The 24,208-nt window shown below is 66.4% G+C and carries 23 protein-coding genes and 2 riboswitches; of the genes, 9 read left to right on the top strand and 14 right to left on the bottom strand.

What is annotated here, in order from left to right:
• Positions 1 to 43 precede the first annotated feature (43 nt).
• Positions 44 to 805 carry an alpha/beta hydrolase gene (locus IPK20_02595; GenBank protein ID MBK8015695.1) on the top strand — a complete coding sequence of 254 codons (762 nt, stop codon included), beginning with the start codon at positions 44 to 46 and terminating at the stop codon, positions 803 to 805.
• Between the two features lie 811 nt (positions 806 to 1,616).
• On the opposite strand, the gene IPK20_02590 is transcribed toward IPK20_02595, so the two are convergent.
• The 13 genes from IPK20_02590 to hrcA all read right to left on the bottom strand — a co-directional run bounded on the left by IPK20_02590 (position 1,617) and on the right by hrcA (position 13,668).
• Positions 1,617 to 2,093, bottom strand: a complete 477-nt coding sequence (locus tag IPK20_02590; GenBank protein MBK8015694.1) for a PAS domain-containing protein — start codon at positions 2,091 to 2,093, stop codon at positions 1,617 to 1,619.
• Positions 2,094 to 2,104: 11 nt separating this feature from the next.
• Entirely contained in the window at positions 2,105 to 2,467 is a 363-nt protein-coding gene (locus tag IPK20_02585) for a roadblock/LC7 domain-containing protein (protein ID MBK8015693.1), read from the bottom strand.
• Positions 2,468 to 2,521: 54 nt separating this feature from the next.
• Complete coding sequence (locus tag IPK20_02580) at positions 2,522 to 2,839, bottom strand: hypothetical protein (protein MBK8015692.1); 318 nt, start codon at positions 2,837 to 2,839, stop codon at positions 2,522 to 2,524.
• On the bottom strand, positions 2,749 to 3,501 hold the full coding sequence (locus IPK20_02575) for an ATP/GTP-binding protein (GenBank protein MBK8015691.1): 753 nt from the start codon (positions 3,499 to 3,501) through the stop codon (positions 2,749 to 2,751). The genes IPK20_02580 and IPK20_02575 overlap by 91 nt, the downstream gene beginning before the upstream one ends.
• Positions 3,447 to 4,457 (bottom strand): serine/threonine protein kinase, encoded by a 1,011-nt coding sequence (locus tag IPK20_02570; GenBank protein ID MBK8015690.1) that lies wholly within the window; start codon positions 4,455 to 4,457, stop codon positions 3,447 to 3,449. The genes IPK20_02575 and IPK20_02570 overlap by 55 nt, the downstream gene beginning before the upstream one ends.
• On the bottom strand, positions 4,454 to 4,897 hold the full coding sequence (locus IPK20_02565) for a hypothetical protein (GenBank protein ID MBK8015689.1): 444 nt from the start codon (positions 4,895 to 4,897) through the stop codon (positions 4,454 to 4,456). The genes IPK20_02570 and IPK20_02565 overlap by 4 nt, the downstream gene beginning before the upstream one ends.
• A 5-nt stretch (positions 4,898 to 4,902) precedes the next feature.
• Positions 4,903 to 5,730: a hypothetical protein gene (locus IPK20_02560; protein ID MBK8015688.1), complete on the bottom strand. Its 828-nt coding sequence runs from the start codon at positions 5,728 to 5,730 to the stop codon at positions 4,903 to 4,905.
• The gene (locus tag IPK20_02555) at positions 5,727 to 6,203 is read right to left on the bottom strand and encodes a hypothetical protein (protein MBK8015687.1); all 477 of its coding nucleotides are present in this window, start codon (positions 6,201 to 6,203) and stop codon (positions 5,727 to 5,729) included. Before IPK20_02555 ends, IPK20_02560 begins: the two co-directional genes overlap by 4 nt.
• A gap of 403 nt (positions 6,204 to 6,606) precedes the next feature.
• Positions 6,607 to 9,477, bottom strand: a complete 2,871-nt coding sequence (gene gcvP / locus IPK20_02550; GenBank protein MBK8015686.1) for an aminomethyl-transferring glycine dehydrogenase — start codon at positions 9,475 to 9,477, stop codon at positions 6,607 to 6,609.
• A 103-nt stretch (positions 9,478 to 9,580) separates the two neighbouring features.
• Positions 9,581 to 9,964 (bottom strand): glycine cleavage system protein GcvH, encoded by a 384-nt coding sequence (gene gcvH, locus IPK20_02545; protein MBK8015685.1) that lies wholly within the window; start codon positions 9,962 to 9,964, stop codon positions 9,581 to 9,583.
• Between the two features lie 29 nt (positions 9,965 to 9,993).
• Positions 9,994 to 11,106: a glycine cleavage system aminomethyltransferase GcvT gene (gene gcvT, locus IPK20_02540; protein ID MBK8015684.1), complete on the bottom strand. Its 1,113-nt coding sequence runs from the start codon at positions 11,104 to 11,106 to the stop codon at positions 9,994 to 9,996.
• Positions 11,107 to 11,184: 78 nt separating this feature from the next.
• A riboswitch (glycine riboswitch) is annotated at positions 11,185 to 11,286 on the bottom strand.
• Positions 11,287 to 11,301: 15 nt separating this feature from the next.
• Positions 11,302 to 11,395: riboswitch (glycine riboswitch) on the bottom strand.
• A 55-nt stretch (positions 11,396 to 11,450) separates the two neighbouring features.
• Entirely contained in the window at positions 11,451 to 12,551 is a 1,101-nt protein-coding gene (locus IPK20_02535) for a ferrochelatase (protein ID MBK8015683.1), read from the bottom strand.
• Positions 12,552 to 12,651: 100 nt separating this feature from the next.
• Positions 12,652 to 13,668, bottom strand: a complete 1,017-nt coding sequence (gene hrcA, locus IPK20_02530) for a heat-inducible transcriptional repressor HrcA (protein MBK8015682.1) — start codon at positions 13,666 to 13,668, stop codon at positions 12,652 to 12,654.
• 111 nt (positions 13,669 to 13,779) lie between these two features.
• Here hrcA and IPK20_02525 point away from each other — a divergent pair, with 111 nt between their 5' ends.
• On the top strand, positions 13,780 to 14,655 hold the full coding sequence (locus tag IPK20_02525; protein MBK8015681.1) for an NAD kinase: 876 nt from the start codon (positions 13,780 to 13,782) through the stop codon (positions 14,653 to 14,655).
• A gap of 150 nt (positions 14,656 to 14,805) precedes the next feature.
• Positions 14,806 to 16,473, top strand: a complete 1,668-nt coding sequence (gene recN / locus IPK20_02520) for a DNA repair protein RecN (GenBank protein ID MBK8015680.1) — start codon at positions 14,806 to 14,808, stop codon at positions 16,471 to 16,473.
• Positions 16,474 to 16,633: 160 nt separating this feature from the next.
• Here recN and fur read toward each other — a convergent pair whose 3' ends face one another.
• Positions 16,634 to 17,110, bottom strand: a complete 477-nt coding sequence (gene fur / locus IPK20_02515; GenBank protein MBK8015679.1) for a ferric iron uptake transcriptional regulator — start codon at positions 17,108 to 17,110, stop codon at positions 16,634 to 16,636.
• Between the two features lie 56 nt (positions 17,111 to 17,166).
• On the opposite strand from fur, the gene IPK20_02510 reads away from it, so the two are divergent.
• From IPK20_02510 to IPK20_02485, 6 genes are all read left to right on the top strand, one after another.
• Positions 17,167 to 17,577 (top strand): outer membrane protein assembly factor BamE, encoded by a 411-nt coding sequence (locus IPK20_02510; protein ID MBK8015678.1) that lies wholly within the window; start codon positions 17,167 to 17,169, stop codon positions 17,575 to 17,577.
• A gap of 2 nt (positions 17,578 to 17,579) precedes the next feature.
• Entirely contained in the window at positions 17,580 to 18,383 is an 804-nt protein-coding gene (gene dapB, locus IPK20_02505; GenBank protein ID MBK8015677.1) for a 4-hydroxy-tetrahydrodipicolinate reductase, read from the top strand.
• 299 nt (positions 18,384 to 18,682) lie between these two features.
• The gene (carA, locus tag IPK20_02500) at positions 18,683 to 19,849 is read left to right on the top strand and encodes a glutamine-hydrolyzing carbamoyl-phosphate synthase small subunit (protein MBK8015676.1); all 1,167 of its coding nucleotides are present in this window, start codon (positions 18,683 to 18,685) and stop codon (positions 19,847 to 19,849) included.
• 42 nt (positions 19,850 to 19,891) lie between these two features.
• Entirely contained in the window at positions 19,892 to 23,098 is a 3,207-nt protein-coding gene (gene carB, locus IPK20_02495) for a carbamoyl-phosphate synthase large subunit (GenBank protein ID MBK8015675.1), read from the top strand.
• 45 nt (positions 23,099 to 23,143) lie between these two features.
• A complete protein-coding gene (greA, locus tag IPK20_02490) occupies positions 23,144 to 23,620 on the top strand; it encodes a transcription elongation factor GreA (protein MBK8015674.1) in 477 nt (158 codons plus the stop codon).
• 55 nt (positions 23,621 to 23,675) lie between these two features.
• The gene (locus IPK20_02485; GenBank protein ID MBK8015673.1) at positions 23,676 to 24,119 is read left to right on the top strand and encodes a DUF4149 domain-containing protein; all 444 of its coding nucleotides are present in this window, start codon (positions 23,676 to 23,678) and stop codon (positions 24,117 to 24,119) included.
• Positions 24,120 to 24,208: the final 89 nt, after the last annotated feature.

The following is a 24,208-nucleotide window of genomic DNA, read 5'->3' as shown; positions in this document are numbered from 1 at the left end:
CGGGCGCGCGGCGGCACTGAGCATCCGGTTCGGACTTCCTTCCATGCCCTTCATCCCGATTCTCGAGCACCGGCTCGAATACGCGTGGTTCGGCGAGCTCTCCGCGCGCGCGCCCGTCGTGATGCTCCACGAGGGTCTCGGCTCCGTGGCGTTGTGGCGCGAATTTCCCGGACGGCTCGCCGCCGTGACGGGCCGCCGCGTGCTGGCCTATTCGCGCTACGGCTACGGCAAGTCCGATCCCCTTCGCGAGAAGCGGGAGCCGACGTTCATGCATACCGAAGCGCTGGAGGTTCTCCCACGTCTCATCGAGGCCCTGGACATCGAACGCCCCGTGCTTTTCGGGCACAGCGACGGCGGTTCGATCTCGCTCATCCACGCCGGCGCGGGGCGCTGGTCCGTGACGGGCGTCGTGGTCCTCGCACCCCATGTGTTCGTGGAAGAGTGCTGCACGGCCGCGATCCGCCAGTCGAAGATCACCTACGACACCACCGATCTGCGCACCCGGCTCGCGCGTTACCACGACGATCCCGACTCGGCCTTCCGCGGCTGGAACGACATCTGGCTGGACCCACGCTTCACCGCCTGGAACATCGAGGAGTTCCTGCCGTCGATCTCATGCCCGGTGCTCGCGATCCAGGGCGAGGGAGACGAGTACGGCACCATGGAGCAGATCGACCGCATCGAACGCCAGTGTCCCGATGCCTCGCTGCTCAAGCTCGAACACTGCGGCCATTCGCCGCACCGGGATCAGCCGGATGCGGTGCTGCGGGCGGCGAAGGAGTTCATGGCGGGCCTGCCTGCCTGAGTGGGCCGGGAGCCTTCGATAGCGAGGGAGCCTTCCCCTCCCGCACGCGGTTCGTCCGCCCGATGAGCGTCTTCGCGGCGGCGCATCAGGTCCGCGTTTCCATCAGGTCCCCGTCTCCGCTCCGTCGCTGACCGTCGCCAGCCTCCCGACCCGAGATCGCGCTGGACGCGCTGCGCTCCGAGGCGATGCCGGAGGCCGCTCCGGCGGCCAGCTGACCCGGAGGGGGGCCCATCCCGGCACATGTGGGGGGCCGGCGAACAGCATGTGGTGGATCCGGATCTCGGCTCAGCCGCAGAGGGCCCGCGCGGCGACCGTCGCCAGTGGGCCCCTCGGACACGTGCGGAAGGGTGTCGGCCACGCGCGCCTGGCGGCCTCGCCGAGGTGTCGCGGCCCGGATGAAGGTGTCGGACGGCGATGTCGCCACGGACGAGGTTCACCTCCGGATCCGTGGAGGAGGCGATGCGGGCGCCAGGCTTCAGGTCCTCGATCCGTCGAACCGGACTCGTGGCCGGGACCGCGGACGGAGTTCGTTCGGCCTGCCCCTGGCGTTGGGCGGATGGCCACCGGCGGAATCCCGACGACACGCGGACGGCATCGGGCGGCTCGTAGTTGGCGAAAATGAGATCCACCTGACCGGCCCTGACGGCGTTGCGGCAGCGCTCGAAGTCCTCATACAGCTCGAGATGGATCTTCTCGCCGAGCACCCGCTGCATCCAGGTGTTGAAGACGTACCAGCCGGACAGGTAGCGCATGCTGAGATCCGGGCTCAGGGTGAACTGATAGGTCATGTCGTCCTCTCGTCTCGGGCCGGTCACTTGAGTGTGCGGTACAAGGCTTCGGCGGCGGCGATCTTCGCTCGCGACGGCTTGCGCCGGACCGACGTGAAGCCCACCACCTTGCCCTGCCGGCGATTGGGCACCACGGTGGCGTAGACCCAGTAGTAGGCGCCGTCCTTGCGCAGGTTCTTCACGTAGCCGTGCCACTTCTCGCCCTTTGCCATGGTGTCCCAGAGATCCTTGAATGCCACGGCGGGCATGTCCGGGTGGCGCAGGATGCAGTGCTGTTCACCGATCAGTTCCTGTTCGGTATATCCGGACATGTCCACGAACGCCTGGTTGGCGTGCGTGATGACGCCCGCGGGGTCGGTTCGGGAGACGATGAGGCTGCCTTCCGGAAAGGGCACTTCCCGGTCGACGACGTAGACCGTGCGCTTCGAGCCGTCGTGAAACGTGAGCTCGTGCCGCACGCCGGTCTCGTCGTGCAGATCCTCCGGTGCGATGTCGCGCATGGCAGTTCTCCTCAGAGCAGCTTCGAGATGCCTTCGGCCGCGCGCCGGGCATCGAGGAAGATGAGCCCGAGTTTCGCGGTGGGCCGCGCGATGACCGAGAGCACCGCGTCGGGCCCCGCGTGGATCATCAGGATGTAGCCGTCCTTGCCCTTGACCATGACCTGCTCCAGGTCACCACAGCCCAGTTCCGAGGCACTGCGGTCGCCCAGCGTCAGCATGGCGGCATTCATCGCACCGACACGGTCTTCGTCCATGTGCGCCGGCAGCAGGCTGGAGATCATCAGCCCGTCGGTCGAGATGACCGCGGAAGCGGTGATGTCGGCGGAACTTCCGTTCAGGTCGCCGAGGATGGATCGGATCATCTCTTCACGCATGGAGGCAGTCCTTCTTGAAGATGGGTTCGTGAGTGGGAGCGAACTCGGGGGCGGTCATGCCGGAGTCGCGTATCGATGCGCAAGCCCCCAGATCGCGTCCGCGAATGCGCGGCCGTGAAGCAGGGGAACGCCCGCAACGATGAGCAGGAAGGAGTGCGATCCGAGTGTCAGCGGCCAGACACAGACCTGGCCGTGACCCGCGGCATCCACCAGCGCAATGCCGCCTGCGTTCAGGCGCAGGTTGCCGTGCACCAGGCCGTGATAGCGCTGGTGAACGGCCGTCAGTTCGGCGGCCAGCGCGGCGAGCTGTTCGGCCGCCTCGTGGGTGAAGCCGCTCGAGGCGAGCTGGAACCCTTCCGCGTCGGCCAGCATCGCGCGCTTGCGCGCGGACATCCGGGAGAGGAGGGCCGGCATGTCTTCGTCCATGTGAACGGACGGGACGTCACGCGCCACCGGCTCGGCCGCGATCCATCCGAGAAACTGCATGCGATGCAGGAGCGCCAGCGATGCACGCCGGGGTCTATGGTGTACAGCAGCGCCTCCACGAGCAGACCAACCTCCCGGGGATTGCGCGGGTCCACTTCGAAGATCGGTGGATTGAGGCCGAGGTCGGCACGCCGTTCGCGGAAGTACGAGTGATAGTCGTCCAGCGTCGGCTTCGGCGAGCGCTCGGTGAAGTTCACGCCGACCGCGAGCTGCGTGCGGGACAGCAGGTCCTTGAACGCCGACAGATAGAACGCCAGATCGTCCAGGGGCGCGCGGCGCGAGTTGTCGATGAGAAGCACGAGCCCGAGCGCTCCCTTCTCCAGGATCTTCCACATGAAATCGAAGCGCTCCTGGCCGGGCATGCCGTACAGATGCACGCGCTCGGTGTCGCTGAGGTTCATCACGCCGAAATCCATGGCGACCGTCGTGGCGTTCTTGCGCTCGCGGGTCATGTCGCTCGCACGCTCGTCCGTGCGCAGTATGGGGGTGTGGCTCAATGTCGCGATCGCGGTGGTCTTGCCCGCGCCGACAGGCCCGGCGAAGACGATCTTGTGGACCCGCTGGGCACGGCGCGGAACGTAGGAGAACGATTCCGCGGAGGGGAGACGGCGGGAGACACGGCGCCGGTCAGTCGCGCGATGAGCTCCGCGGCCGACTGGGGGCGGTCGGCCGGGCGCAACTGCAGCATCCAGTCCACCGCCTCGAGGACGTCGCGTCCGTAGCGTCCGGAAAGCAGGCGAGCCGACGGCGTGAACGGATCCGGCTTTCCCTCGCCCACCTCCGCGTCGCGCCGCTGTGCGTCTACCGGGGCCTGTCCCGTCATGCAGCGGAACAGCGTGGCACCCAGGCTGTAGATGTCCGACCAGGGACCCTGCACTCCATCCGGACTGTATTGCTCGATGGGCGCATAGCGGGGTGTCAGGACGTTGAGCCCGTCGCCGCCGCTCGTTCCGAACTCCATGCGGGCGGCGCCGAAATCGAGCAGGACCGGCGAGCCGTCCTCGCGCAGGTAGATGTTTGCCGGCTTGATGTCCCGGTGGAGATAGTGCTTCTCGTGGACCAGTTTCAGTCCGGAGAGCAGGGGCAGCAGGAGGCTGCGAAGCTCGGTCTCCGGAAGCGGACCTCCTTCGCGCGACAACCGGTCGAGAAGACTCTCGCCCTTTTCGTAGTCCATCACGATGTAGGCGGTCCGGTTCGCCGGGAAGTAGCGCGAGACCCGCACGATGCTGGGATGCTTGAACTGCGCCAGCACCTGCGCCTCGCTGATGAAGCGGGACAGTCCCCACTCGTAGAGTTCGGCATCCCCGCCCTTGGCAAGATTCGCCACTCCCGAGGGTTCCCGGCACATGAGCTCGCCGGGGAAGTACTCCTTGATCGCCACCGAGGACTGCAGGTTCTCGTCCCAGGCGCGATAGGTGATCGCAAACGCACCCTGGCCCAGCACCGACTCGATGCGGTACTCGTGCAGATGCGCGTCGACGGGGAGGGAGTGAGAAAGGCTCATGCGCCCTCCCCGGCATCGTGACCGGAATCGTCACGGGGCAGGCGGCTGGCGATCCGGCCCAGCAGCGAGCGGCGGCTGTGGGGTTCCGGCGGTCCGCCGTCTTCGTCCGCCTCGGGTACACGGCCCGGGACGTCGATGAGACCGATCGTCGACGCGGCGCCGTAGAACGCGAACACGTGACGCTGCGGAATGGAGAGGGCCTTCGCAACCTGCGGGAGGCGCATGGGGTGGCGCACCAGCAGAGCGGCGACACGCGTGGCGTTGGGCGTGGGGAGGAGCCGCGTGAGATTGGGCCAGCTCTCGAGCCGGAAGCGTTCGTTCATGGGGGTGCCAGCGGGCAGGCGGCCGCGATAGGTCCACAGCGCCGTCTTCCACAGCAGCGCTTCCATGGACGTGGTGCGACCGCCCACGGGCGACACGCCCGAAGCGGTGGAGGGCACGGCTTTCAGCATGCCCGGCCCAAAGGAGGTCCCGCAAAGCGCCCGCAGCTGTTCGTCGGACAGGGGGTCGTGACGCTGGCGTTTGACCACTCGACGATCATGACCGCATTGCCGTGCAGGTGAATCTCTGCCGGGCGCGTCCGCGTGCGCGACAACGACAGTGCCACTCGAACGCACTCCAGCACGGCGGTACCCGATGTGCAGAACCGCCTGCGAAGCTGGACTGGATCGTCGATATCCACATCCGCAGCGCTGCCGCAGACGGCGTCGGACGGGTCCCGGTCCAGCGGATCGGACTCCGTCAATGACCGCCTGTCTTCCATGAACTCGGTGGCCCTGTAACCGGGAATGACCGGCTGCGCCATCCTTTGCACGGGCGGAGCCGCAGTGACAGGGGCCGGCGCCGTGCCGGACCGGTTGCGTTCCTGCGGAGCCGGCGTCGGCGGCCGGGAGGACACGCTCGAGGTCGCGGCCACAGGCGCGGGGCGTCCGACGATGGTACGGACACGGTCGAGCGCCTCCACCAGCCTGTCCACCTGCACGGGTTTCGACACGACCGCGTCGGCACCGGGCACCGGCTGACTGTCGAGCGTGAGCGCGATCGTCGGGCGCTCGGGGTGCAGCGCCCGGTACCTCGACCACTCGGCCTGTGCGCCCACGCCGTCCAGATTCACGATGACTGCCAGCGCCTGCGCTCCGTCCGCGAGAACGTACCGGCCGCGAGCCGGCCCGCGCATCACCATCTCGAGCGTGTCGCGCATGCGCCGGTTGGCACCGATCAGATCCAGCGCCAGAGGCGACGCCTCGTCGCGATCGCGAGCGGCAGCCGTCATGCGGAGGCTTCCACGGCCGGGGGAATGCCCCCGGTCTTTCCGGGCATGTCACCCTGCGCCGGCCTGACGAGTCCCACGATTCCCCCGCGCGGGACGGCAGGCGACAGCAGCGTCCCGGCCACTGCCTCGCACTCGGCGCAGGTCGGCGCGCGCCGGAGAACGGCCCATGCCATCGATCGATGGGGTTCGGTCAGGGTGGTTCCGACCCGTGCCGTCAGCGTGCTTCGCAGGTCCAGCCCCTTGTCGCCGAGGGCGCAGGCGAGATCGAGCAGCGCCGCGCAGAGCGCCTCGCTGTCGTCGAGGCCCTGTGCCATCAGAACGCGCAGCACGTGCGCGCGAAGGTCGGCAGGGGAACGGCGGACCAGATGGCTGGCGTGCGACAGAAGCGATTCACGGTGGGCGGTGCCGGCCGCGGACAGGCCGGGCAGATGGTGAACATCCACGAAGGCCGGTTCGAGAGGCAGATCAGCCATGGCGCCGCTCCCGGCATGAGCCGGTCAAGGGCGATGCCGCAGGCGCCGACGAAGGGCAGGATGCCGGTTTTCGGCGGACCGCCTGGGTGCGCGGAGATTCGGAGCGGATGACGCACATAGTGGTGCGATCGTTCATTTCCATGGGGACTTCCTGGCGCAAGGGGTGGCGGCCGAGGCCCGCCACACGACGCTCATTTCATCGGTTTTCGGAAGGAATCCCCCGCGACTTGAGAGTCAAACGTGTACCCCCGCCCGCGTTCGGATTGACAAATGTCAAGCAAACGCGCGTTCTTGAAGGCGGCCGTCCTCCCGGCCTTCCACTTTGCGCAGGAATGCCGCCACGGCGTGCCGGGGATATCGGCCGACTTTCCGGGCGCTCCGGGCGCTCCGGGGGCAGCGGTGCCTACCCGGCCGCGGAATGCGCGTACTCCTCCACCGGGGGGCAGGCGCACACGAGGTGACGGTCACCGTAGGCGTTGTCCACGCGCGCCACGGGAGGCCAGTACTTCGCGGACCTGACGGCGGGCAGCGGAAAGGCGGCATGCTCGCGGGAATACGGATGCGGCCATGCGTCCGCGAGGCAGGCGGCCGCGGTATGGGGAGCATTGCGAAGCGCGTTGTCCAGGCGATCCGCCCGGCCGGTCTCCACGGCACGGATCTCCTCGCGGATGGCGATCATGGCGTCGACGAACCGGTCCAGTTCCGCCTTCGATTCGCTCTCGGTGGGTTCCACCATCAGCGTGCCGGGCACGGGAAAGCTCATGGTCGGCGCGTGGAAACCGAAGTCGATGAGCCGCTTGGCGACGTCCTCGTTGGAGATGCCGGTGGCTTCCTTGATGGGCCGCAGATCCAGGATGCACTCGTGCGCCACCAGACCGGCGTGCCCGCTGTAGAGGATGGGAAAGTGCGGGGCGAGCCGGGTCGCAAGATAGTTGGCGTTGAGGATCGCCATCTGTGTGGCACGCGTGAGGCCTGCAGGGCCCATCAATGCGACGTAGGCCCAGGAGATGGGCAGGATGCTTGCGGACCCGTAAGGCGCCGCGCTCACGGGTCCGACGGCCGAGTTCGGGTGCAGCGGATGCCCGGGCAGGAATGGCGCGAGATGCGCGCGAACGGCCACGGGCCCCACCCCCGGACCACCGCCGCCGTGCGGGATGCAGAACGTCTTGTGGAGATTGAGGTGCGACACGTCCGCGCCGAATCGTCCGGGCCGGGCGAGCCCTACCAGCGCATTGAGATTGGCGCCGTCGAGATAGACCTGTCCCCCGTGCGCGTGGACGATGTCGCAGATCTCGCCGATGGCGTCCTCGAACACGCCGTGCGTGGACGGGTACGTCACCATCAGCGCGGCCAGTTCCGCCGCGTGCTCCCGTGCTTTCGTCCGGAGATCGTCCACGTCGACATTGCCCCGCGCGTCGCACGCGACGACCACGACTTCCATCCCTGCCATGTGAGCCGAGGCCGGATTCGTGCCGTGAGCCGATGACGGGATCAGGCAGATGCGGCGGTGCTGCTCGCCGCGCGACCGGTGCCAGGCGCGGATCGCCAGCAGGCCGGCAAACTCGCCCTGGGCGCCGGAGTTGGGCTGCACGCTCACCGCGTCGTAGCCGGTGATTTCGCACAGAGCCCGTTCGAGTTCGCGCACGAGACGCGCGTAGCCCAGCGACTGATGGACGGGGGCGAACGGGTGCAGGTTCGCGAAGCCCTCCCAGGTGACCGGGATCATCTCCGTGGTCGCGTTGAGCTTCATCGTGCAGGAGCCCAGAGGAATCATCGTGCGGTCCAGGGCGAGATCCCTGTCTGCGAGCCTGCGCAGATAACGCAGCATCTCCGTCTCGGAGTGCATGGTGCGGAACACCGGATGCGTCAGGAAATCGGAGGTCCTCAACAGCGCGGGAGGCAAGCCGATGGAACTGCGGTCCCCGGGCTGCGCGGACCGCGCATTGGCTTTCGCGAACAGCGCAAGCACGGCCGCGACGTCCGACCGATCGTGGGTCTCGTCGAAGCTCACCCCGATGCCGTCGCCCGGAGCGTCGCGCAGATTGATCGACTGTTCCATCGCGTTTCGCAGCACGGCAGACTTGGCATCGCCCGCATGCACGGTCACGGTGTCGAACAGGGCGCCCGAGGCGATGCCGCAGCCGAGCGATCGAACGGCGGCCGCGAAATCGCACGCGAGCGCGTGTACCCGGCGTGCGATCGCGCGCAGTCCCTCGGGGCCGTGATACACCGCGTACATGGAGGCCATCACGGCCAGCAGGACTTGCGCGGTGCAGATGTTCGATGTGGCCTTCTCCCGCCGGATGTGCTGTTCCCGGGTCTGCAGTGCGAGCCGCAGAGCCGTGTCCCCCCTGGCGTCGACGGAAACACCCACGAGGCGGCCCGGCATGGACCGCTTCAAGGCATCCCGGCACGCGAGATAGGCGGCGTGCGGTCCGCCGAATCCCATCGGCACGCCGAAGCGCTGAAGGGATCCGATCGCGATGTCCGCACCCCACTGTCCCGGAGGAGCGAGGAGCGCGAGCGACAAGGGATCGCAGGCTGCGACGAACAGCGCGCCGGCGGCGCGGCACGACTGCGCCAGGCCGTGCGGATCACGCACCGATCCGTCGGTGGCCGGATACTGGACCAGCACACCGAAGAAATCGCCTGCGTCCATCAGTGCGGACGCCTTGCCGACGCGCACATCGATGCCCAGTGGTTCCGCACGGGTGCGAACGACGGCGATGGTCTGCGGATGGCAATCCTCGGAGACGATGAAGCCGGCGCCTCCCGACGTGGCATGCCGCTGCGCCATCATCATCGCCTCAGCCCCCGCCGTCGCTTCGTCGAGCAGCGATGCGTTGGCGATGTCCAGGCCGGTCAGATCGCACACCATGGTCTGGAAGTTGAGCAGCGCTTCCAGCCGGCCCTGCGAGATCTCGGGCTGGTAGGGGGTGTAGGCGGTGTACCACGCCGGATTCTCCAGCACGTTGCGCAGGATGACGGGCGGCGTCACGGTTCCGTGGTAGCCCTGACCCAGGAAATTCCGGGCCGGCACGTTCATCCCGGCCAAGTCTCGCAGCGCTGCCAGCACTTCGCGCTCCGAGCGCGGCGGAGGCAGACGGAGCGGTTCCGCCGAACGTATGCCGGCAGGCACGACCCGCTCCACGAGCTGTTCGAGAGATCCGGCGCCCACCGTGGTCAGCATGGCCGTCACGTCTTCGTCGCGTGGGCCGATGTGGCGGGCGGCGAATCCGCACTCGTCATTGCACGGTGTCGGGGTCATCGGCATGTCCTCCAGTGACAAGGGTGCGATTGCTACTCGGCCGCCACGATGGCCGGCCGCAGAGGAAGAACGGACGGTTGCCCCTGGGCAACTGTCGTCCTCCGCGCCGTCACTCCTGGCCGGCCACCGCGGCGTAGCCGGCGGCATCCATCAGCTTTGCCACGTCACCCGCATCGGCGGGACGCAGCTTGAAGATCCACGCTTCGTAGGGCGACTCGTTGATCCGCTGCGGCTCGCTGTCCAGTGACGCATTGAAGGCCACGATCTCTCCCGCCACGGGGGCGTAGATGTCCGACGCTGCCTTCACCGACTCCACCACCGCCGCCGCATCGCGCGCCTTCAACTGCGCACCGACCTTGACGTCCCCCACGAAGACGATATCGCCCAGCTCCTGCTGCGCGTGGTCGGTGATGCCGACGACGACGGTGCCGTCGGCCTCGAGACGGACCCATTCGTGGGATTCGGTGTATTTGAGTTCAGGGGGCAGATGCATGGAGGAATTCTCCCGGTTTGAAAGGTCGATCAGCAGCAGAGGGGCCGCGCGTCCAGCAGCGATTGGCCATGACGGACGAACGGGGGTTTGACGACGCACGCCGGCAGCCACTTGCCGCGCACGTCCACTTCCACGGGCGTGCCCGGGCGGGGGACCTGGCCCGCCTCGCGAGGCACGCGTGCGAACGCGATGGAGAAGCCAAGGGTGGGAGAGAACGTCCCGCTGGTGATCTCGCCGTCCCCCCACGCGGTTCGAAGGCGCATGTGGCTGCGCAGGACACCCTTGTCGAGCAGGCGCAGACCCGTGAGGGCCCTGGACGCAGTGCGAGACATCAGCGCCTCCCTGCCGACAAAAGGACGATCCGTGCGGGTATCCACGGTCCAGCCCAGCGCGCTTTCCATGGGCGTGGTGTTCCGATCCATGTCGGAACCGTACAGATTCATGCCCGCTTCCAGTCTGAGCGTGTCCCGTGCGCCGAGTCCGCAGGGCCGCACTCCGGCGAGTTCCATATCCTGCCAGAGGCTTTCCGCCATGCTGGCGGGCAGCGTGATCTCGAAACCGTCCTCACCGGTGTAGCCCGTGCGCGCAACCATGACCTCGCCTTCCAGGACCGAAGCGAACGTCTGCAGGTCGCGTGTCCGGCTTTCCAGGCCGGGACGCGCGCGCCAGAACGACTCCCGGCCCTTCGGACCCTGCACGGCGATCATCGCGAGATCGCGACGACCTGAGATCTCCACTTCGCAGTTCATCGACGCGCGGCAGATCGACATCCATTCGAGATCGCTGTCCGCGGTCGCGGCGTTGACCACGAGGCGATACCGGTCCTCACCGCTCCGATGGACGATGAGATCGTCCAGGATGCCGCCGGTCTCGTCGAGCATGCAGGAATAGAGGGCCCGGCCGGGCGATGCGAGCCGGTCCACGTCGTTGGCGAGCAGCCTGCGCAGGAAGGGCCGGGACTGCGGTCCCGAGACGTCGATGCTCAGCATGTGCGAGACATCGAACATGCCGGCGGCGCGGCGCACGGCGTGATGCTCTTCGATTTGGGAGCCGTAGTGAAGAGGCATCGCCCAGCCGCCGAAATCGGTCATGCGTGCGCCCGCGGCCACGTGCTGCGCGTGAAGACAGGTGTGTCGGGTCAATTCGGCCTCCTCATGGCGATGGCGGGACCCGCAAATGAAAGAGGGGTGGGCAGGACACGCCGGTCGAGCGCATGCCCTGTCCACCCCTCTGTCCTTTTGCCTGAGAGTTGAGCCCTGCGACGGGCTTGCCCCTTCGGCGTCCCGGCGACGATGCGCCGCGATCTCTCCAGAGTTGCCCTGAGCCGGTATGGACCGGTCGATGCCACGGTTCCAGAAGCCTGAGCGATTCCGGGTGGGTTACGCCTTCGGCGGCGGACCGGGTCGGCCCACGCTCTCCCGCAGCATGTCGGGCAGTCGGGAGAATACGCCCGGAAGGCCGACCTGACTACCGCGGGGTAAGGGGTTCAGCGGGATGCGCCCAGAGCCAGCGCGCGCTCCCGCGATCTCGATGCCTCGGCCTCCGCGGCCTTGTCGTCCCACTGGGTGTGCGCCCAGCCCTGGAGGTTCTCGCCGACGATGTGGCACAGGCCACGAACCCAGTCGTCGCGTTCGTTGAGGCAGGGGATGTAGTGGAATTCCTTGCCGCCTGCCGTCAGAAAGGCGGTCTTGTTCTCCATGCCGATCTCTTCCAGCGTCTCCAGGCAATCGGAGACGAAGCCGGGGCAGATCACGTCCACGCGGGCCGTGCCCTTGCGTCCGAGTTCCTCCAGCGTCGGCTGGGTATACGGTTCGAGCCACTCCGCACGGCCGAATCGCGACTGAAAGGTGAGCATCCACTGATCGGGCTTCAGTTCCAGCGCCTCGGCGAGCAGGCGGCCGGTTTTGCGGCACTCACAGTGATAAGGATCGCCCTTGTCCAGGTGGAAGCGCGGTACGCCGTGAAAGCTCATCACGAGCTTGCCGCCCCGGCCGTTCTTCGACCAGTGATCGCGCACGGACTGGGCGAGCGCGGCGATGTAGCGGGGATGGTCGTGGAAGTGGCGGATCGTGCGGATGGCGGGAACGTTGCGCGCGTGGCTCAGTGTCTCGAACACCGCGTCGAGGGCGCTGGCGGTCGTGCTGGCGGCGTACTGCGGATACAGGGGGACGACGAGCAGCCGGTCGCATCCGTCCGACCTGAGTTCGCCGATGGCGGATTCCACCGAGGGGTTGCCGTAACGCATGGCGCAGCGAACGGTGACAGGGGATTTCACCGCGGCGTGGAGGTAGCCCTGGACGAGTCGCGCGAGTTTCTCGGTGTGCACCTTGAGGGGCGAGCCCTCGGGAGTCCAGATCGCCGCGTACTTCGCGGCGGACTTCTTCGGCCGGGTGTTGAGGATGATGCCGTTCAGGATGATCCACCACACCGGTCTCGGAATCTCCACCACGCGCGGGTCCCAGAGAAACTGCCGCAGATAGCGCTTGAGGGCGGCCGCCTCGGGCGCATCGGGAGTGCCGAGATTCAGCAGAAGGATGCCCACCTTGGGAACGGAGCCGTGAGTGTAGGAAGGTTCGGTCTTGAACATGGAGTCGTAGGCCGGTAAGGGGGGTGGCGGTCTTTCGGGGTGGGGGACGTCTGCGCCGCTGCCTGCGTCCAGGGTGTCGCCCGGCGAGTGGCGATTCGGCTCAGGAGTGGGAAAGCGCGCTGGACAGCAGTTTGGCCGTGATGTCGACGATCGGGATGACGCGCTCGTAGGCCATGCGCGTCGGACCGATGACCCCGACCGTGCCCACGACCTGTCCGTCCACCTTGTAAGGGGCCGTCACCACGCTGCATTCGTCCAGAGGCACCAGGCCTGACTCCCCGCCGATGAAGATCTGCACGCCCTGCGCGCGGCTGGACAGTTCCAGCAGCTGCAGGAAGCTCGTCTTCTGCTCGAAAAGCGCGAACAGCCTGCGAAGGCTGTCCATGTTGGTGGACAGTTCGGAGACGTCCAGCAGGTGCCGCTCGCCGGAGATGACGACGTCGCCGGCGTTCTCCTGCATCGCCTCGGTGCCGGCATCCAGCGCGCGCGCCATGAGCCCGGAGATGTCGTCCTTGAGTTCGCGCAGATCCGCCTGAAGCTGGATGCGGATGTCGTCGAAGTCGCGCCCCGCGAAGTTCTGGTTCAGATAGTTCGCGGCCTCGACGAGCTGGGAGGCGGTGTAGGGGCGGTCCATGGGCAGGATGCGGTTCTGCACGTCGCCCTCGGGCGTGACGATGATGAGCAGCACCCGGTCTTCACCCAGCCGCAGGAACTCGATGTGCCGGAAGGCGTTGCGTCGGCGCGGTGTCATCACCACGCCCGCGAAACGGGTGAGATCCGACAGCAGGTGCGAGGCCGTCGAGACGAGCTTGTGGGTGCTGTCGACCTGGAGCTGTCCTTCGAGCTGGCTGATCTCCAGCTGCTGCAGCGGCCGGACAGTCAGCAGGGTGTCCACGAACAGGCGGTAGCCGCGCGGAGTCGGGATCCGGCCGGCGGAGGTGTGCGGACTCGCGATGTACCCCATCTCCTCGAGGTCCGCCATGATGTTGCGGATGCTGGCCGGAGAGAGGTCCAGGCCGGAAAACTTCGCGAGCGCACGAGAACCCACCGGTTCGCCGTCCTCGATGTAGCGCTCGACGAGGGTCTTGAGCAGGATTCTGGCGCGATCGTTGATCATGGCGGACGATTCTAAACAGGTTGCGGAACGCGCGGGAAGCATTCGACAGGCCCCGTTTCGCGGCGTTCGCGGCACGGGAGAGCACGGCAAAGTGTGCTCTAATCCCGGCCGATGGAGAACTTCCGCACCATTGCCCTGATCGGCAAGTACAAGAGTCCAGAGATTGCCGGCCCCCTCCTGGATCTCGCCGCCTTCCTGGAAGACCGCGGCCGTTCCGTCGTGGTGGACCCGCTCACGGCCGTGCATATCGGCGACCACCGCCGGCTGGTGCTTTCGCTGGAGGACATCGGCAGGCAGGCCGACCTTGCGATCGTGATCGGCGGTGACGGGACCATGCTCAACATCGCCCGCACGCTCGCGCCCTACGACGTGGCGCTTGTCGGCGTGAACGTGGGCCGCCTCGGTTTCCTCACCGACGTATCCATGGACACCATGTTCGAGACGTTCGCCGAGATGCTGGACGGGCGCTACGTGGTCGAGACCCGGATGCTGCTGCAGTCGGAGGTGCGGCGCGAAGGCGCGAGGGTGATGGATGTCGTGGCCTTCAACGACGTCTCCATCAACAAGGGCGCGGAGGGCAGCCTGATCGAGCTGGAGGTCATGGTCAATGGACAGTACGTCTACGATCTGCGGGCCGATGGACTGATCGTCGCGTCGCCCACCGGCTCCACGGCCTACGCGATGTCTGCGGGCGGGCCGATCGTTCATCCCTCGCTGTCGGTCTTTTCTCTTGTCCCGGTCTGTCCGCACACCCTGTCCAACCGGCCGATCATCGTCTCGTCGGAATCCGTGATCGAGATCCTGGTCCGCGGCGCTGCCGATGCGCGGGCTCATTTCGACAGCCATTCGCATTGCGAGCTGAAGGAAGGCGACAAGGTCTTCGTGCGCCGCTGTCCCGAGAAGATCCGCCTGCTGCATCCGTCGAACCACGACTACTACCACATGCTCCGGGAGAAGCTTCACTGGAGCGAGAAGCCCGGACGCTAGGAAGGTCCCAACGATGGTCGCGGATCGCATTCCGTCCGGAAGCGGACGATGGACAGGCGGCAGATGGCAGTGCGACGGTGCATTCCGGCCGGCCATCCGGGCCGCTTGGCGCTTCGCGATGGCTGCAACCCTCTGGCCGGGAGGCGGCGCATGCTGACCGCTCTGAGCGTGCAGGACTTCGTGATCGTGGACCGGTTGCGTCTCGAGTTCGGGCGCGGCTTCACGGTGCTTACCGGAGAGACGGGGGCAGGCAAGTCGATTCTGGTGGATGCACTGCTGCTCGCGCTGGGCGGACGCGCCGATGCGGGCGCCGTCCGGCCGGGGCGGGAGAAGGCGGAAGCGAGCGCGGAGTTCGATGTCAGCGGTGTCGATCCGGCCCGCGAGTACCTCGCCGCCAACGAGCTTGCCGGGGAAGGCGGGGAGTGCATCCTGCGCAGGATCGTCGAATCGGGCGGCCGATCGCGGGCCTACGTCAATGGCCGGCCCGTGACCGCCACGCAGTTGCGGGAGCTGGGCGAACTCCTCGTGGATATCCACGGACAGCACGAACACCAGACATTGATGCGGCCCGCGGCGCAACGCGGCCTGCTCGATGCATACGCGGGGGCGGCCGAGCTGGCGCTGTCGGTGGCGGAACGCCACAGGCAATGGCAGGAGGCGCGCGAGGCACTGCAGGCGGCCGAGCGGGGCGCGCAGGCGTTGGCGGCCGAACGGGACCGCCTGTCCTGGCAGGCCGAAGAGCTCTCTCGCGTCGCACTGACCCCGGCCGAGTGGGACGAACTGAAGGAGGCCCATCAGCGGCTGTCGCACGCGGCGGCCCTCATCGAAGGATCGCAGGCGGCCGCGGAGGTTCTGTCGGAAGGCGACGATTGTCTCGCGAGCGCGCTGTCCGGATTGAGGGGCCGGCTGGAGCAGCTGGCGCATCACGATCCTGCGTTGAAAGAAGTGGTGGATCTTCTGGCGTCTGCAGACATACAGCTTGGCGAAGCGTCCCGTGCGCTCCGGCAGTACCGCTCGCGGCTGGATCTCGATCCCGCCCGGCTGAAGGAGCTCGAATCGCGCATCGAGTCGGTCACCGCGGCTGCGCGGAAGCACCGAATCCGTCCGGAGGAGCTGGCGGCGCGTCTGGCCGAATGCAGGCGCCGGCTGGAAGAGCTGGACCACGATCTGGACGCCGAAGCGCTGCGCAAGGAAGCCGAGTCGCGGGAATCGGGCTACCGGGCAGCGGCGGAAAAGCTCTCGTCACTGCGTGCGAAGGCTGTCAAATCCCTCGGCGCCGCAGTCACGGCGTCGATGCAGCAGCTCGCCATGGCGGGGGGGCGCTTCGAAGTGGAGCTGAAGCCGGCCGACACACCGGCCGCCCATGGACTGGAAACCGTGGAATTCCGCGTATCGGGTCATCCCGGGGCACCGCCTGCGCCGGTCTCCAAGGTGGCTTCGGGTGGCGAACTGGCCAGGCTGTCGCTCGCCCTGCAAACCGTGACCAGCCGCGTGGCGCCGGTGCCGACGCTCGTCTTCGACGAAGTGGATTCCGGCATCGGCGGTGGCGTTGCCGAAGTCGTGGGCAGGCTGCTGCGTCAGCTTGGCCGGGACCGTCAGGTTTTTTGCATCACCCACCTGCCGCAGGTGGCCGCCACCGCGGTGCATCAGTGGAAGGTCGCCAAGCGGGTGGAGAAGGGTGTGACGCTTTCCGTGGTCGAGGTGCTGTCCGAGGAGGCCCGGGTCGAGGAGGTCGCACGCATGCTGGGCGGAGTGCGCATCACGGACACCACGCGGTCCCACGCCCGCGAGATGCTGGAGGCCGCAGGGCCGGACTAGAGATTTTTCGGAAGGAAGTGCGGACGAGGGAGACCCGCATCGATGGGGGGGACGAGACCACGGGACCGGACCCCCGGGCGGTCGCGGATGCCGAGGAGTCCTTTCCCGGTCCCTTCCCGGAATGGTGGCAGGCGCCCCGGGGCGCGGCAGTCGTTACCGGTCAGCCCTCGGTGGACGAATCGTCGCTGAAGGAGCGGTGCACGCCTGACTTGCGGTTCGGGCAATTCGGCCGGTTGCAGTAGGCGTAGAGCTGAAGCGAGTGCTCGTGGATGGAGAAGCCGCGATCCCGCGCGATGGCGTCCTGCCGCTTCTCGATTTCGGAGTCGTAGAACTCCTCCACGTGCCCGCACTGCAGGCACACCAGGTGATCGTGGTGACCGCCTTCATTCAGTTCGAACACGGCCTTACCGCTTTCGAAGTGATGGCGCGCCAGGATTCCTGCCTGTTCGAACTGAGTGAGCACACGGTAGATCGTGGCCAGACCGATGTCCATTCCCTCGGCCAGCAGGATCTTGTAGACGTCCTCTGCCGTGAGATGGCGCTCCTCGCTGGTTTCGAAGAGGTTCAGTATCTTGAGCCGCGGCAGCGTCGCCTTGAGGCCCATCGTCTTGAGGTCGTTCGGGGTTCGGTTCGGCATGACCGTCTCGCGGAAGGTATCGATTATCATAGAAGCTTTCCCTGGCGCTGAGAACAATGACGGCATCTTCGAAGGGTGTGGCCGCGCGCCTCGCCCTGTGGTTGGCTTTTGTCTTCCTTCCGGTGGCGTCGGGTTGTGCCGTCTACCGCATCGACATCCAGCAGGGCAATGTCGTGACCCAGGAAATGATCTCCAAGTTGCGGCCGGACATGACGCGGCAGCAGGTGAAATACGTGATGGGGACGCCCCTCGTCGCAGACACGTTCCATCCCGATCGCTGGGACTATTTCTACAAGTTCGACAAGGCCGGCAATCCGCGGGACCGTCGGCAGCTCACCCTCGTCTTCGACGGCGACAAGCTGAAGAAGATCCTGGGAGACGTGACGGCCGCGCCGGGTCTGGTCGATTCCGCAGGTACCACCGAAGCACCCGGCACGGCGAACAAGCCACTGCCCAGGGACCATTGATCATGTCGCTGAAGATCGTCATCGCAGGCAGCACCGGACGCATGGGCCGTGCCCTCATCGAATCGATTGCCGCAGAGGATGGTCTCAAGCTCCACGCGGCTCTCGAGCGTCCAGGGGTGCCGGGCATCGGCCAGGACGCCGGCGAATTCGCGGGCGTGCGCAGCGGTGTCCTGATCGCGACCGACGTGGAGGCCGCCGTTCGCGGGGCCGACGTGCTGATAGATTTCACCCGTCCCGAGGCCACGTTGCATCACGCAGAGGCGTGCGCGCGGAACGGGGTCCGCATGGTTGTCGGCACGACCGGATTCTCGGCGGAGCAGAAGCAGCGTCTTGCGGAGCTGGCGAAAGCGAACGCCATGGTCATGGCTCCCAACATGAGCGTCGGTGTCAACGTGCTGCTGCGCCTCATCGAAGTGGCGGCGAAGACGCTGGGTGACGGCTACGACGTGGAAATCATCGAGGCTCACCACCGGCACAAGGTCGACGCGCCCAGCGGCACGGCGCTACGGATGGGCGAGGCCGTGGCGGCCGCGCTTGGCCGCTCGCTTGCCACCGATGCCATCTACGGCCGCGAAGGGGTGACCGGGGAGCGCAATCCGCGGACCATCGGGTTCGCAACGGTCCGCGGCGGGGACATCGTTGGCGATCACACGGTGCTGTTCGCAGGCACGGGGGAACGGGTCGAACTCACCCACAAGGCGTCGAGCCGGGCGACCTTCGCCCAGGGAGCGCTGCGTGCCGCGCGTTTCGTGGCGGGAAGGCAGGGCGGCATTTTCGACATGCAGGACGTGCTGGGGCTCAAGTAGCTCGGGGCGCCCTGGCATCGGGATCACGAATGACCGCGCGGGACGTACGTTAGCCCCCGCTCTCGTTGCCCCGGAAAGGGGCGCGAGGCTATAATCGGATCAATCTCAGAGCGGGAGTGGCGCGCAAGCGCCCTCCCGCTTGGCACATGGCACGTGGGAAACAGGAGTCTTCCCGCCCGTCTGACCGGCAGGCCTTGTCTCCTCGGCGCGCCCGGGCAGTTCGCCCGCAGGTACTGGCTGTAATGGCCGTGTTTTCCGCGGGTTCCTGTGTCGTATGTTCCGGTTCCGTATGGTTCCGTATGTTTCCCTGTTGCGCATGTTCCGAGGATCTCAAAGTGTCTGACCGCCAGCCCGCCCTTCTTGCGCTCGCCGATGGGACGGTGTTCCGGGGAGACTCCATCGGAGCGGCCGGACTGTCGGTGGGCGAGGTCGTCTTCAACACGGCGATGACGGGGTACCAGGAAATCCTGACCGACCCTTCCTATGCCCGCCAGATCGTCACGCTGACGTACCCTCATGTCGGCAACACCGGGGTAAACGAGGAGGACGAGGAGGCAGGCCGCGTGCACGCCGCGGGTCTGGTCATCCGGGACCTGCCGCTGCTCGCCTCCAACTGGCGGATGCAGCAGCCCCTTCCGGAGTACCTGGCAAGCCGGAACGTCGTGGCCATCGCAGGCATCGATACACGCAAGCTGACACGGATCCTTCGCGACAAGGGCGCGCAGGCAGGATGCCTGATGGCGGGATCCATCGATGAAGGTCGTGCCATTGCGGAGGCACGGGTCTTCCCCGGCCTGGCGGGCATGGACCTGGCCAAGGTGGTGAGCTGCACGGAGCCGTTCGAGTGGAAGGCCACCAGCTGGACGCTGACCCATGGACATGGGGAACTCGACAAGCCCCGGCACCACGTGGTGGCGTTCGACTATGGCGTGAAGCGGAACATCCTGCGCATGCTCGCGGATCGCGGATGCCGGCTGACCGTGCTTCCGGCCCAGTCGACCGCACGCGACGCGCTGGCGCTCAAGCCGGACGGCATCTTTCTTTCGAACGGCCCGGGGGATCCGGAGCCGTGCGACTACGCGATCCGGGCGATCCGCGAGCTGATGGCGACCGGTCTGCCCACTTTCGGAATCTGCCTGGGCCATCAGCTCATGGGCCTGGCGAGCGGAGCTCGGACGCGCAAGATGAAGTTCGGGCATCACGGCGCCAATCATCCGGTGCAGGACCTCGAATCGGGCCGCGTCGTCATCACGAGCCAGAACCACGGTTTCGCAGTCGATCCGGATACGCTGCCTCCCAGCGCCAAGGTGACGCACGTGTCACTGTTCGACGGATCGCTCCAGGGTTTCGCCCGCATCGACGTGCCCGCGTTCTGCTTCCAGGGCCACCCGGAAGCGAGCCCCGGCCCCCACGATATCGGTTACCTGTTCGACCGCTTCGTCGGACTCATGGAGGCGAGGCGATAGGGTAGGACCCTGGCCGGCAATCCGGCCAAGCCGCACGCAAAAATGCCAAAACGCACAGACATCAAGTCCATCCTGATCATCGGCGCCGGCCCGATCGTCATCGGCCAGGCGTGCGAGTTCGACTATTCCGGAGCCCAGGCCTGCAAGGCACTGAAGGAAGAGGGGTACCGGGTCATTCTGGTCAACTCCAACCCCGCGACGATCATGACGGATCCGGAAACGGCGGACGTCACCTACATCGAGCCGATCACGTGGCAGATGGTGGAAAGGGTGATCGCGCTCGAACGGCCCGATGCGCTGCTGCCGACCATGGGCGGACAGACCGCGCTCAACTGCGCTCTGGACCTGGCCAAGCACGGCGTGCTGGAGAAGTACGACGTGGAGATGATCGGCGCGTCGCGCGAAGCCATCGACAAGGCCGAGGACCGGGAAAAGTTCAAGGCGGCGATGACCAAGATCGGGCTGCAGTCGGCCCGATCGGCGATTGCTCACAGCCTGGAAGAAGCATTGCAGGTGCAGGCGATGGTCGGATTCCCCACGATCATCCGGCCTTCGTTCACGCTGGGCGGTTCGGGGGGCGGCATCGCCTACAACCGCGAAGAGTTCGTCACGATCTGCGAGCGGGGTCTGGAAGCTTCCCCGACGCACGAGCTACTCATCGAGGAGTCGGTGATCGGCTGGAAGGAATTCGAGATGGAGGTGGTGCGGGACCGCAAGGACAACTGCATCATCATCTGTTCCATCGAGAACCTCGACCCGATGGGCATCCATACCGGCGATTCCATCACCGTCGCGCCCGCCCAGACGCTCACGGACAAGGAATACCAGATCATGCGCGACGCCTCGTTGGCGGTTCTGCGCGAGATCGGTGTCGACACCGGTGGTTCGAACGTGCAGTTCGCGATCAGTCCCAAGGATGGCCGCATGCTGGTGATCGAGATGAACCCGCGTGTGTCGCGGTCGTCTGCGCTGGCATCCAAGGCGACGGGATTTCCTATCGCGAAAGTGGCTGCGAAGCTGGCGGTCGGTTACACGCTCGACGAACTGCGCAACGACATCACGGGGGGCGCCACGCCCGCCTCCTTCGAACCGACGATCGACTATGTCGTCACGAAGGTTCCGCGTTTCGCGTTCGAGAAGTTCCCTCAGGCGGACAGCCGCCTCACGACGCAGATGAAATCCGTCGGAGAGGTCATGGCGATCGGCCGCACATTCCAGGAATCCTTCCAGAAGGCCCTGCGCGGGCTGGAAGTGGGCGTCGACGGGCTCAATCAGAAGACGACGGATCGCGAGACGATCGAGACCGAACTGGGGGAGCCTCGTCCTGAGCGCATCTGGTACGTGGGCGACGCGTTCGAGAACGGTTTCACGCTCGAGGAAGTGCATCAGCTCACTCACATCGACCCCTGGTTCCTCGCCCAGATCAAGGAGATCGTCGACATCGAGATGGATCTCGACGACCGCGACATGGCGGATCTCTCCGCGGACGAACTGCGGCGCCTCAAGCGCAAGGGGTTCTCCGATCGGCGTCTCGCCAAATTGCTGAAGACGACGGAAGCCGAGATCCGCGGGCTGCGTCAGCAGCTGGGCATCCGTCCCGTCTTCAAGCGTGTCGACACCTGCGCAGCCGAGTTCGATACCCGCACGGCGTACATGTACTCGACGTACGAGGAGGAATGCGAGGCCCGGCCGACCGATGCCAGGAAAGTGATCGTCCTGGGAGGCGGTCCGAACCGCATCGGACAGGGCATCGAATTCGACTACTGCTGCGTCCACGCGGCGCTGAGCCTGCGGGAAGACGGGTTCGAGACCATCATGGTCAACTGCAATCCCGAGACAGTGTCCACCGACTACGACACCTCGGACCGTCTGTATTTCGAGCCGCTCACGCTGGAAGACGTGCTCGAGATCGTGCACGTGGAGAAGCCCCACGGCGTGATCGTGCAGTACGGCGGTCAGACGCCGCTCAAGCTGGCACGCGATCTGGAGCGCAATGGGGTGCCGATCATCGGCACCACGCCCGACATGATCGATTGCGCCGAGGACCGCGAACGGTTCCAGAAGCTGCTGCACGAGCTTGGCCTCAAGCAGCCTCCGAACCGGACCGCACGCGATCCGGAGCAGGCTCTGGCGCTCGCTCAGGAAATCGGCTATCCGCTGGTCGTCCGGCCGTCCTACGTGCTGGGTGGACGCGCCATGGAGATCGTCCATCAACAGTCCGACCTCGAGCGCTACATGCGCGAGGCCGTGAAGGTGAGCAACGACAGTCCGGTGCTGCTCGACCGCTTCCTCAACGACGCGATCGAGGTGGACGTCGACGCCATCAGCGACGGCAACCGCGTGCTGATCGGCGGAATCATGGAACACATCGAGCAGGCGGGAGTGCACTCCGGCGATTCCGCCTGCTCGCTGCCGCCCTTCAGCCTTTCACCGGAGATGCAGGACGAGCTTCGCCGCCAGACCATCGCGATGGCGAAAGGCCTCGACGTGGTGGGACTCATGAACGTGCAGTTCGCGATCCAGGATCAGACGGTCTATGTCCTGGAAGTCAATCCGCGCGCGTCACGGACCGTTCCCTACGTCTCCAAGGCGACGAGCCTTCCGCTGGCCAAGATCGCAGCGCGCTGCATGGTCGGCCGCACCCTGGACGCCCAAGGCGTGAAGGGCGAGGTGCAGCCGCCCTATTACGCGGTGAAGGAAGCGGTGTTCCCGTTCGCCAAGTTCCCGGGTGTCGACACCATCCTCGGCCCCGAGATGAAGTCCACCGGCGAAGTGATGGGCGTGGGCGAGACCTTCGGCGAGGCGTTCGTGAAGTCGCAGCTCGCCGCCGGCGTGCGCATGCCCCGCTCCGGCCGCGTGTTTCTGAGCGTGCGCAATTCGGACAAACCCAAGATCGTCGACATCGCCCGGTCACTGGGCGAGCTCGGCTTCACCCTGTGTGCGACACGCGGAACGGCCGCCTATCTCAACGAGCGCGGCATCACGACCACCCCGGTGAACAAGGTGACGGAAGGCCGGCCGCATATCGTGGACATGATCAAGAACGACGAGATCGCGATGATCATCAACACGGTGGAGGACAGGCGCACGGCCATCCAGGATTCCTATTCGATCCGCCGGTCGGCCCTCCAGGGCAGGGTCACGTACTACACCACGATCGCCGGTGCGCGTGCTGCCTGCGCCGGCATGCAGGGGATGGGAGAGCTCAAGGCCTACTCGGTCCAGGGTCTCCACGCCCGCCTGCAATGACGACGCCCCGTCCACGCGTTTGCCTGTTTTCAGGAGATTCCATCTTTGGCCAAGATCCCGCTCACCGTCATCGGCGCCGAGAAGCTGCGGCAGGAACTGCATACCCTCAAGACAGTCGAGAGGCAGAAGGTGATTGCCGCGATCGCCGAAGCACGAGCCCAGGGCGATCTGTCGGAGAATGCGGAATACGACGCCGCGAAGGAGCGTCAAAGCTTCATCGAGGGCAGGATCGCCGAGCTGGAAGGCAAGATCTCCAACGCCCAGATCATCGATCCCAAGCTGCTGGATGCCGACGGCCGGTGCGTGTTCGGCGCCACGGTCGATCTGCAGGATCTTTCGAACGACGAAGAGGTCACTTACCAGATCGTGGGTGATGACGAAGCGGACATCAAGGACGGGAAGATCTCCATCAGCTCGCCCACCGCACGGGCGCTGATCGGCAAGTCGGCGGGAGATGTCGCGGAGGTTGTGGCACCCGGGGGCATCAAGGAATACGAGATCCTCGACGTGAAATACATATGACCTTGCTGCCTCGACGCGCGCCTTTCCAGGCGGCCGGACCGGCTTCGTGAGCCGGATCTTCGCCGCCCTCGACCAGATCGCCGTCGCCCTGTGGGCAGGGGGCATGTGGGTGACCGGATATCTCGTCGCCCCCCTGCTTTTTCATTCCGCGCCGGACAGACAGATCGCGGGCAATCTTGCCGGCACCATGTTCACGGGGATGGCGTTCGTGGGGCTTGCCTGCGCGGCATTTCTCCTGGTGCACCGCCTGGGAACCGTGGGACTCAAGGCGATGAAGCAGGCGTTCTTCTGGGTGGTTGTTCTCATGACCGCTCTGGTCGTCGCCGGCCAGTTCGGGATCCAGCCGATCCTTGCCGGACTCAAGGCTCAGGCCTTGCCGAGAGAGGTGATGGAGAGCGTCTTCCGCGACAGGTTCGCCACCTGGCACGGCGTGGCGAGCCTCCTTTATGTGTTCCAGAGCCTGCTGGCCGTATTCCTGGTCATTTCCAGCCGGCGGTGAACGGCCGCCGAAGCCGCGGCCTCCGTCCGCCGGAAATGCATCACCACCCCGTACATCGATGTGATCGTCCCCAGGCGACAACACTTGCG

The sequence above is a fragment of the Betaproteobacteria bacterium genome (assembly GCA_016713305.1).
Lineage (GTDB): Bacteria > Pseudomonadota > Gammaproteobacteria > Burkholderiales.
This window is presented reverse-complemented; position numbering and strand designations above follow the sequence as displayed.

What these genes read in the sequence shown, in the direction of transcription:
- IPK20_02595 (MBK8015695.1), top strand. Translation starts at nt 44, where the DNA reads ATGCCCTTCATCCCGATTCTCGAGCACCGGCTCGAATACGCGTGGTTC.
- IPK20_02590 (MBK8015694.1), bottom strand. Translation starts at nt 2,093, where the DNA reads ATGCGCGACATCGCACCGGAGGATCTGCACGACGAGACCGGCGTGCGG.
- IPK20_02585 (MBK8015693.1), bottom strand. Translation starts at nt 2,467, where the DNA reads ATGCGTGAAGAGATGATCCGATCCATCCTCGGCGACCTGAACGGAAGT.
- IPK20_02580 (MBK8015692.1), bottom strand. Translation starts at nt 2,839, where the DNA reads ATGCTGGCCGACGCGGAAGGGTTCCAGCTCGCCTCGAGCGGCTTCACC.
- IPK20_02570 (MBK8015690.1), bottom strand. Translation starts at nt 4,457, where the DNA reads ATGAGCCTTTCTCACTCCCTCCCCGTCGACGCGCATCTGCACGAGTAC.
- IPK20_02560 (MBK8015688.1), bottom strand. Translation starts at nt 5,730, where the DNA reads ATGACGGCTGCCGCTCGCGATCGCGACGAGGCGTCGCCTCTGGCGCTG.
- IPK20_02555 (MBK8015687.1), bottom strand. Translation starts at nt 6,203, where the DNA reads ATGGCTGATCTGCCTCTCGAACCGGCCTTCGTGGATGTTCACCATCTG.
- gcvP (MBK8015686.1), bottom strand. Translation starts at nt 9,477, where the DNA reads ATGCCGATGACCCCGACACCGTGCAATGACGAGTGCGGATTCGCCGCC.
- gcvH (MBK8015685.1), bottom strand. Translation starts at nt 9,964, where the DNA reads ATGCATCTGCCCCCTGAACTCAAATACACCGAATCCCACGAATGGGTC.
- IPK20_02535 (MBK8015683.1), bottom strand. Translation starts at nt 12,551, where the DNA reads ATGTTCAAGACCGAACCTTCCTACACTCACGGCTCCGTTCCCAAGGTG.
- hrcA (MBK8015682.1), bottom strand. Translation starts at nt 13,668, where the DNA reads ATGATCAACGATCGCGCCAGAATCCTGCTCAAGACCCTCGTCGAGCGC.
- IPK20_02525 (MBK8015681.1), top strand. Translation starts at nt 13,780, where the DNA reads ATGGAGAACTTCCGCACCATTGCCCTGATCGGCAAGTACAAGAGTCCA.
- recN (MBK8015680.1), top strand. Translation starts at nt 14,806, where the DNA reads ATGCTGACCGCTCTGAGCGTGCAGGACTTCGTGATCGTGGACCGGTTG.
- fur (MBK8015679.1), bottom strand. Translation starts at nt 17,110, where the DNA reads ATGCCGAACCGAACCCCGAACGACCTCAAGACGATGGGCCTCAAGGCG.
- IPK20_02510 (MBK8015678.1), top strand. Translation starts at nt 17,167, where the DNA reads ATGACGGCATCTTCGAAGGGTGTGGCCGCGCGCCTCGCCCTGTGGTTG.
- dapB (MBK8015677.1), top strand. Translation starts at nt 17,580, where the DNA reads ATGTCGCTGAAGATCGTCATCGCAGGCAGCACCGGACGCATGGGCCGT.
- carA (MBK8015676.1), top strand. Translation starts at nt 18,683, where the DNA reads ATGTTTCCCTGTTGCGCATGTTCCGAGGATCTCAAAGTGTCTGACCGC.
- carB (MBK8015675.1), top strand. Translation starts at nt 19,892, where the DNA reads ATGCCAAAACGCACAGACATCAAGTCCATCCTGATCATCGGCGCCGGC.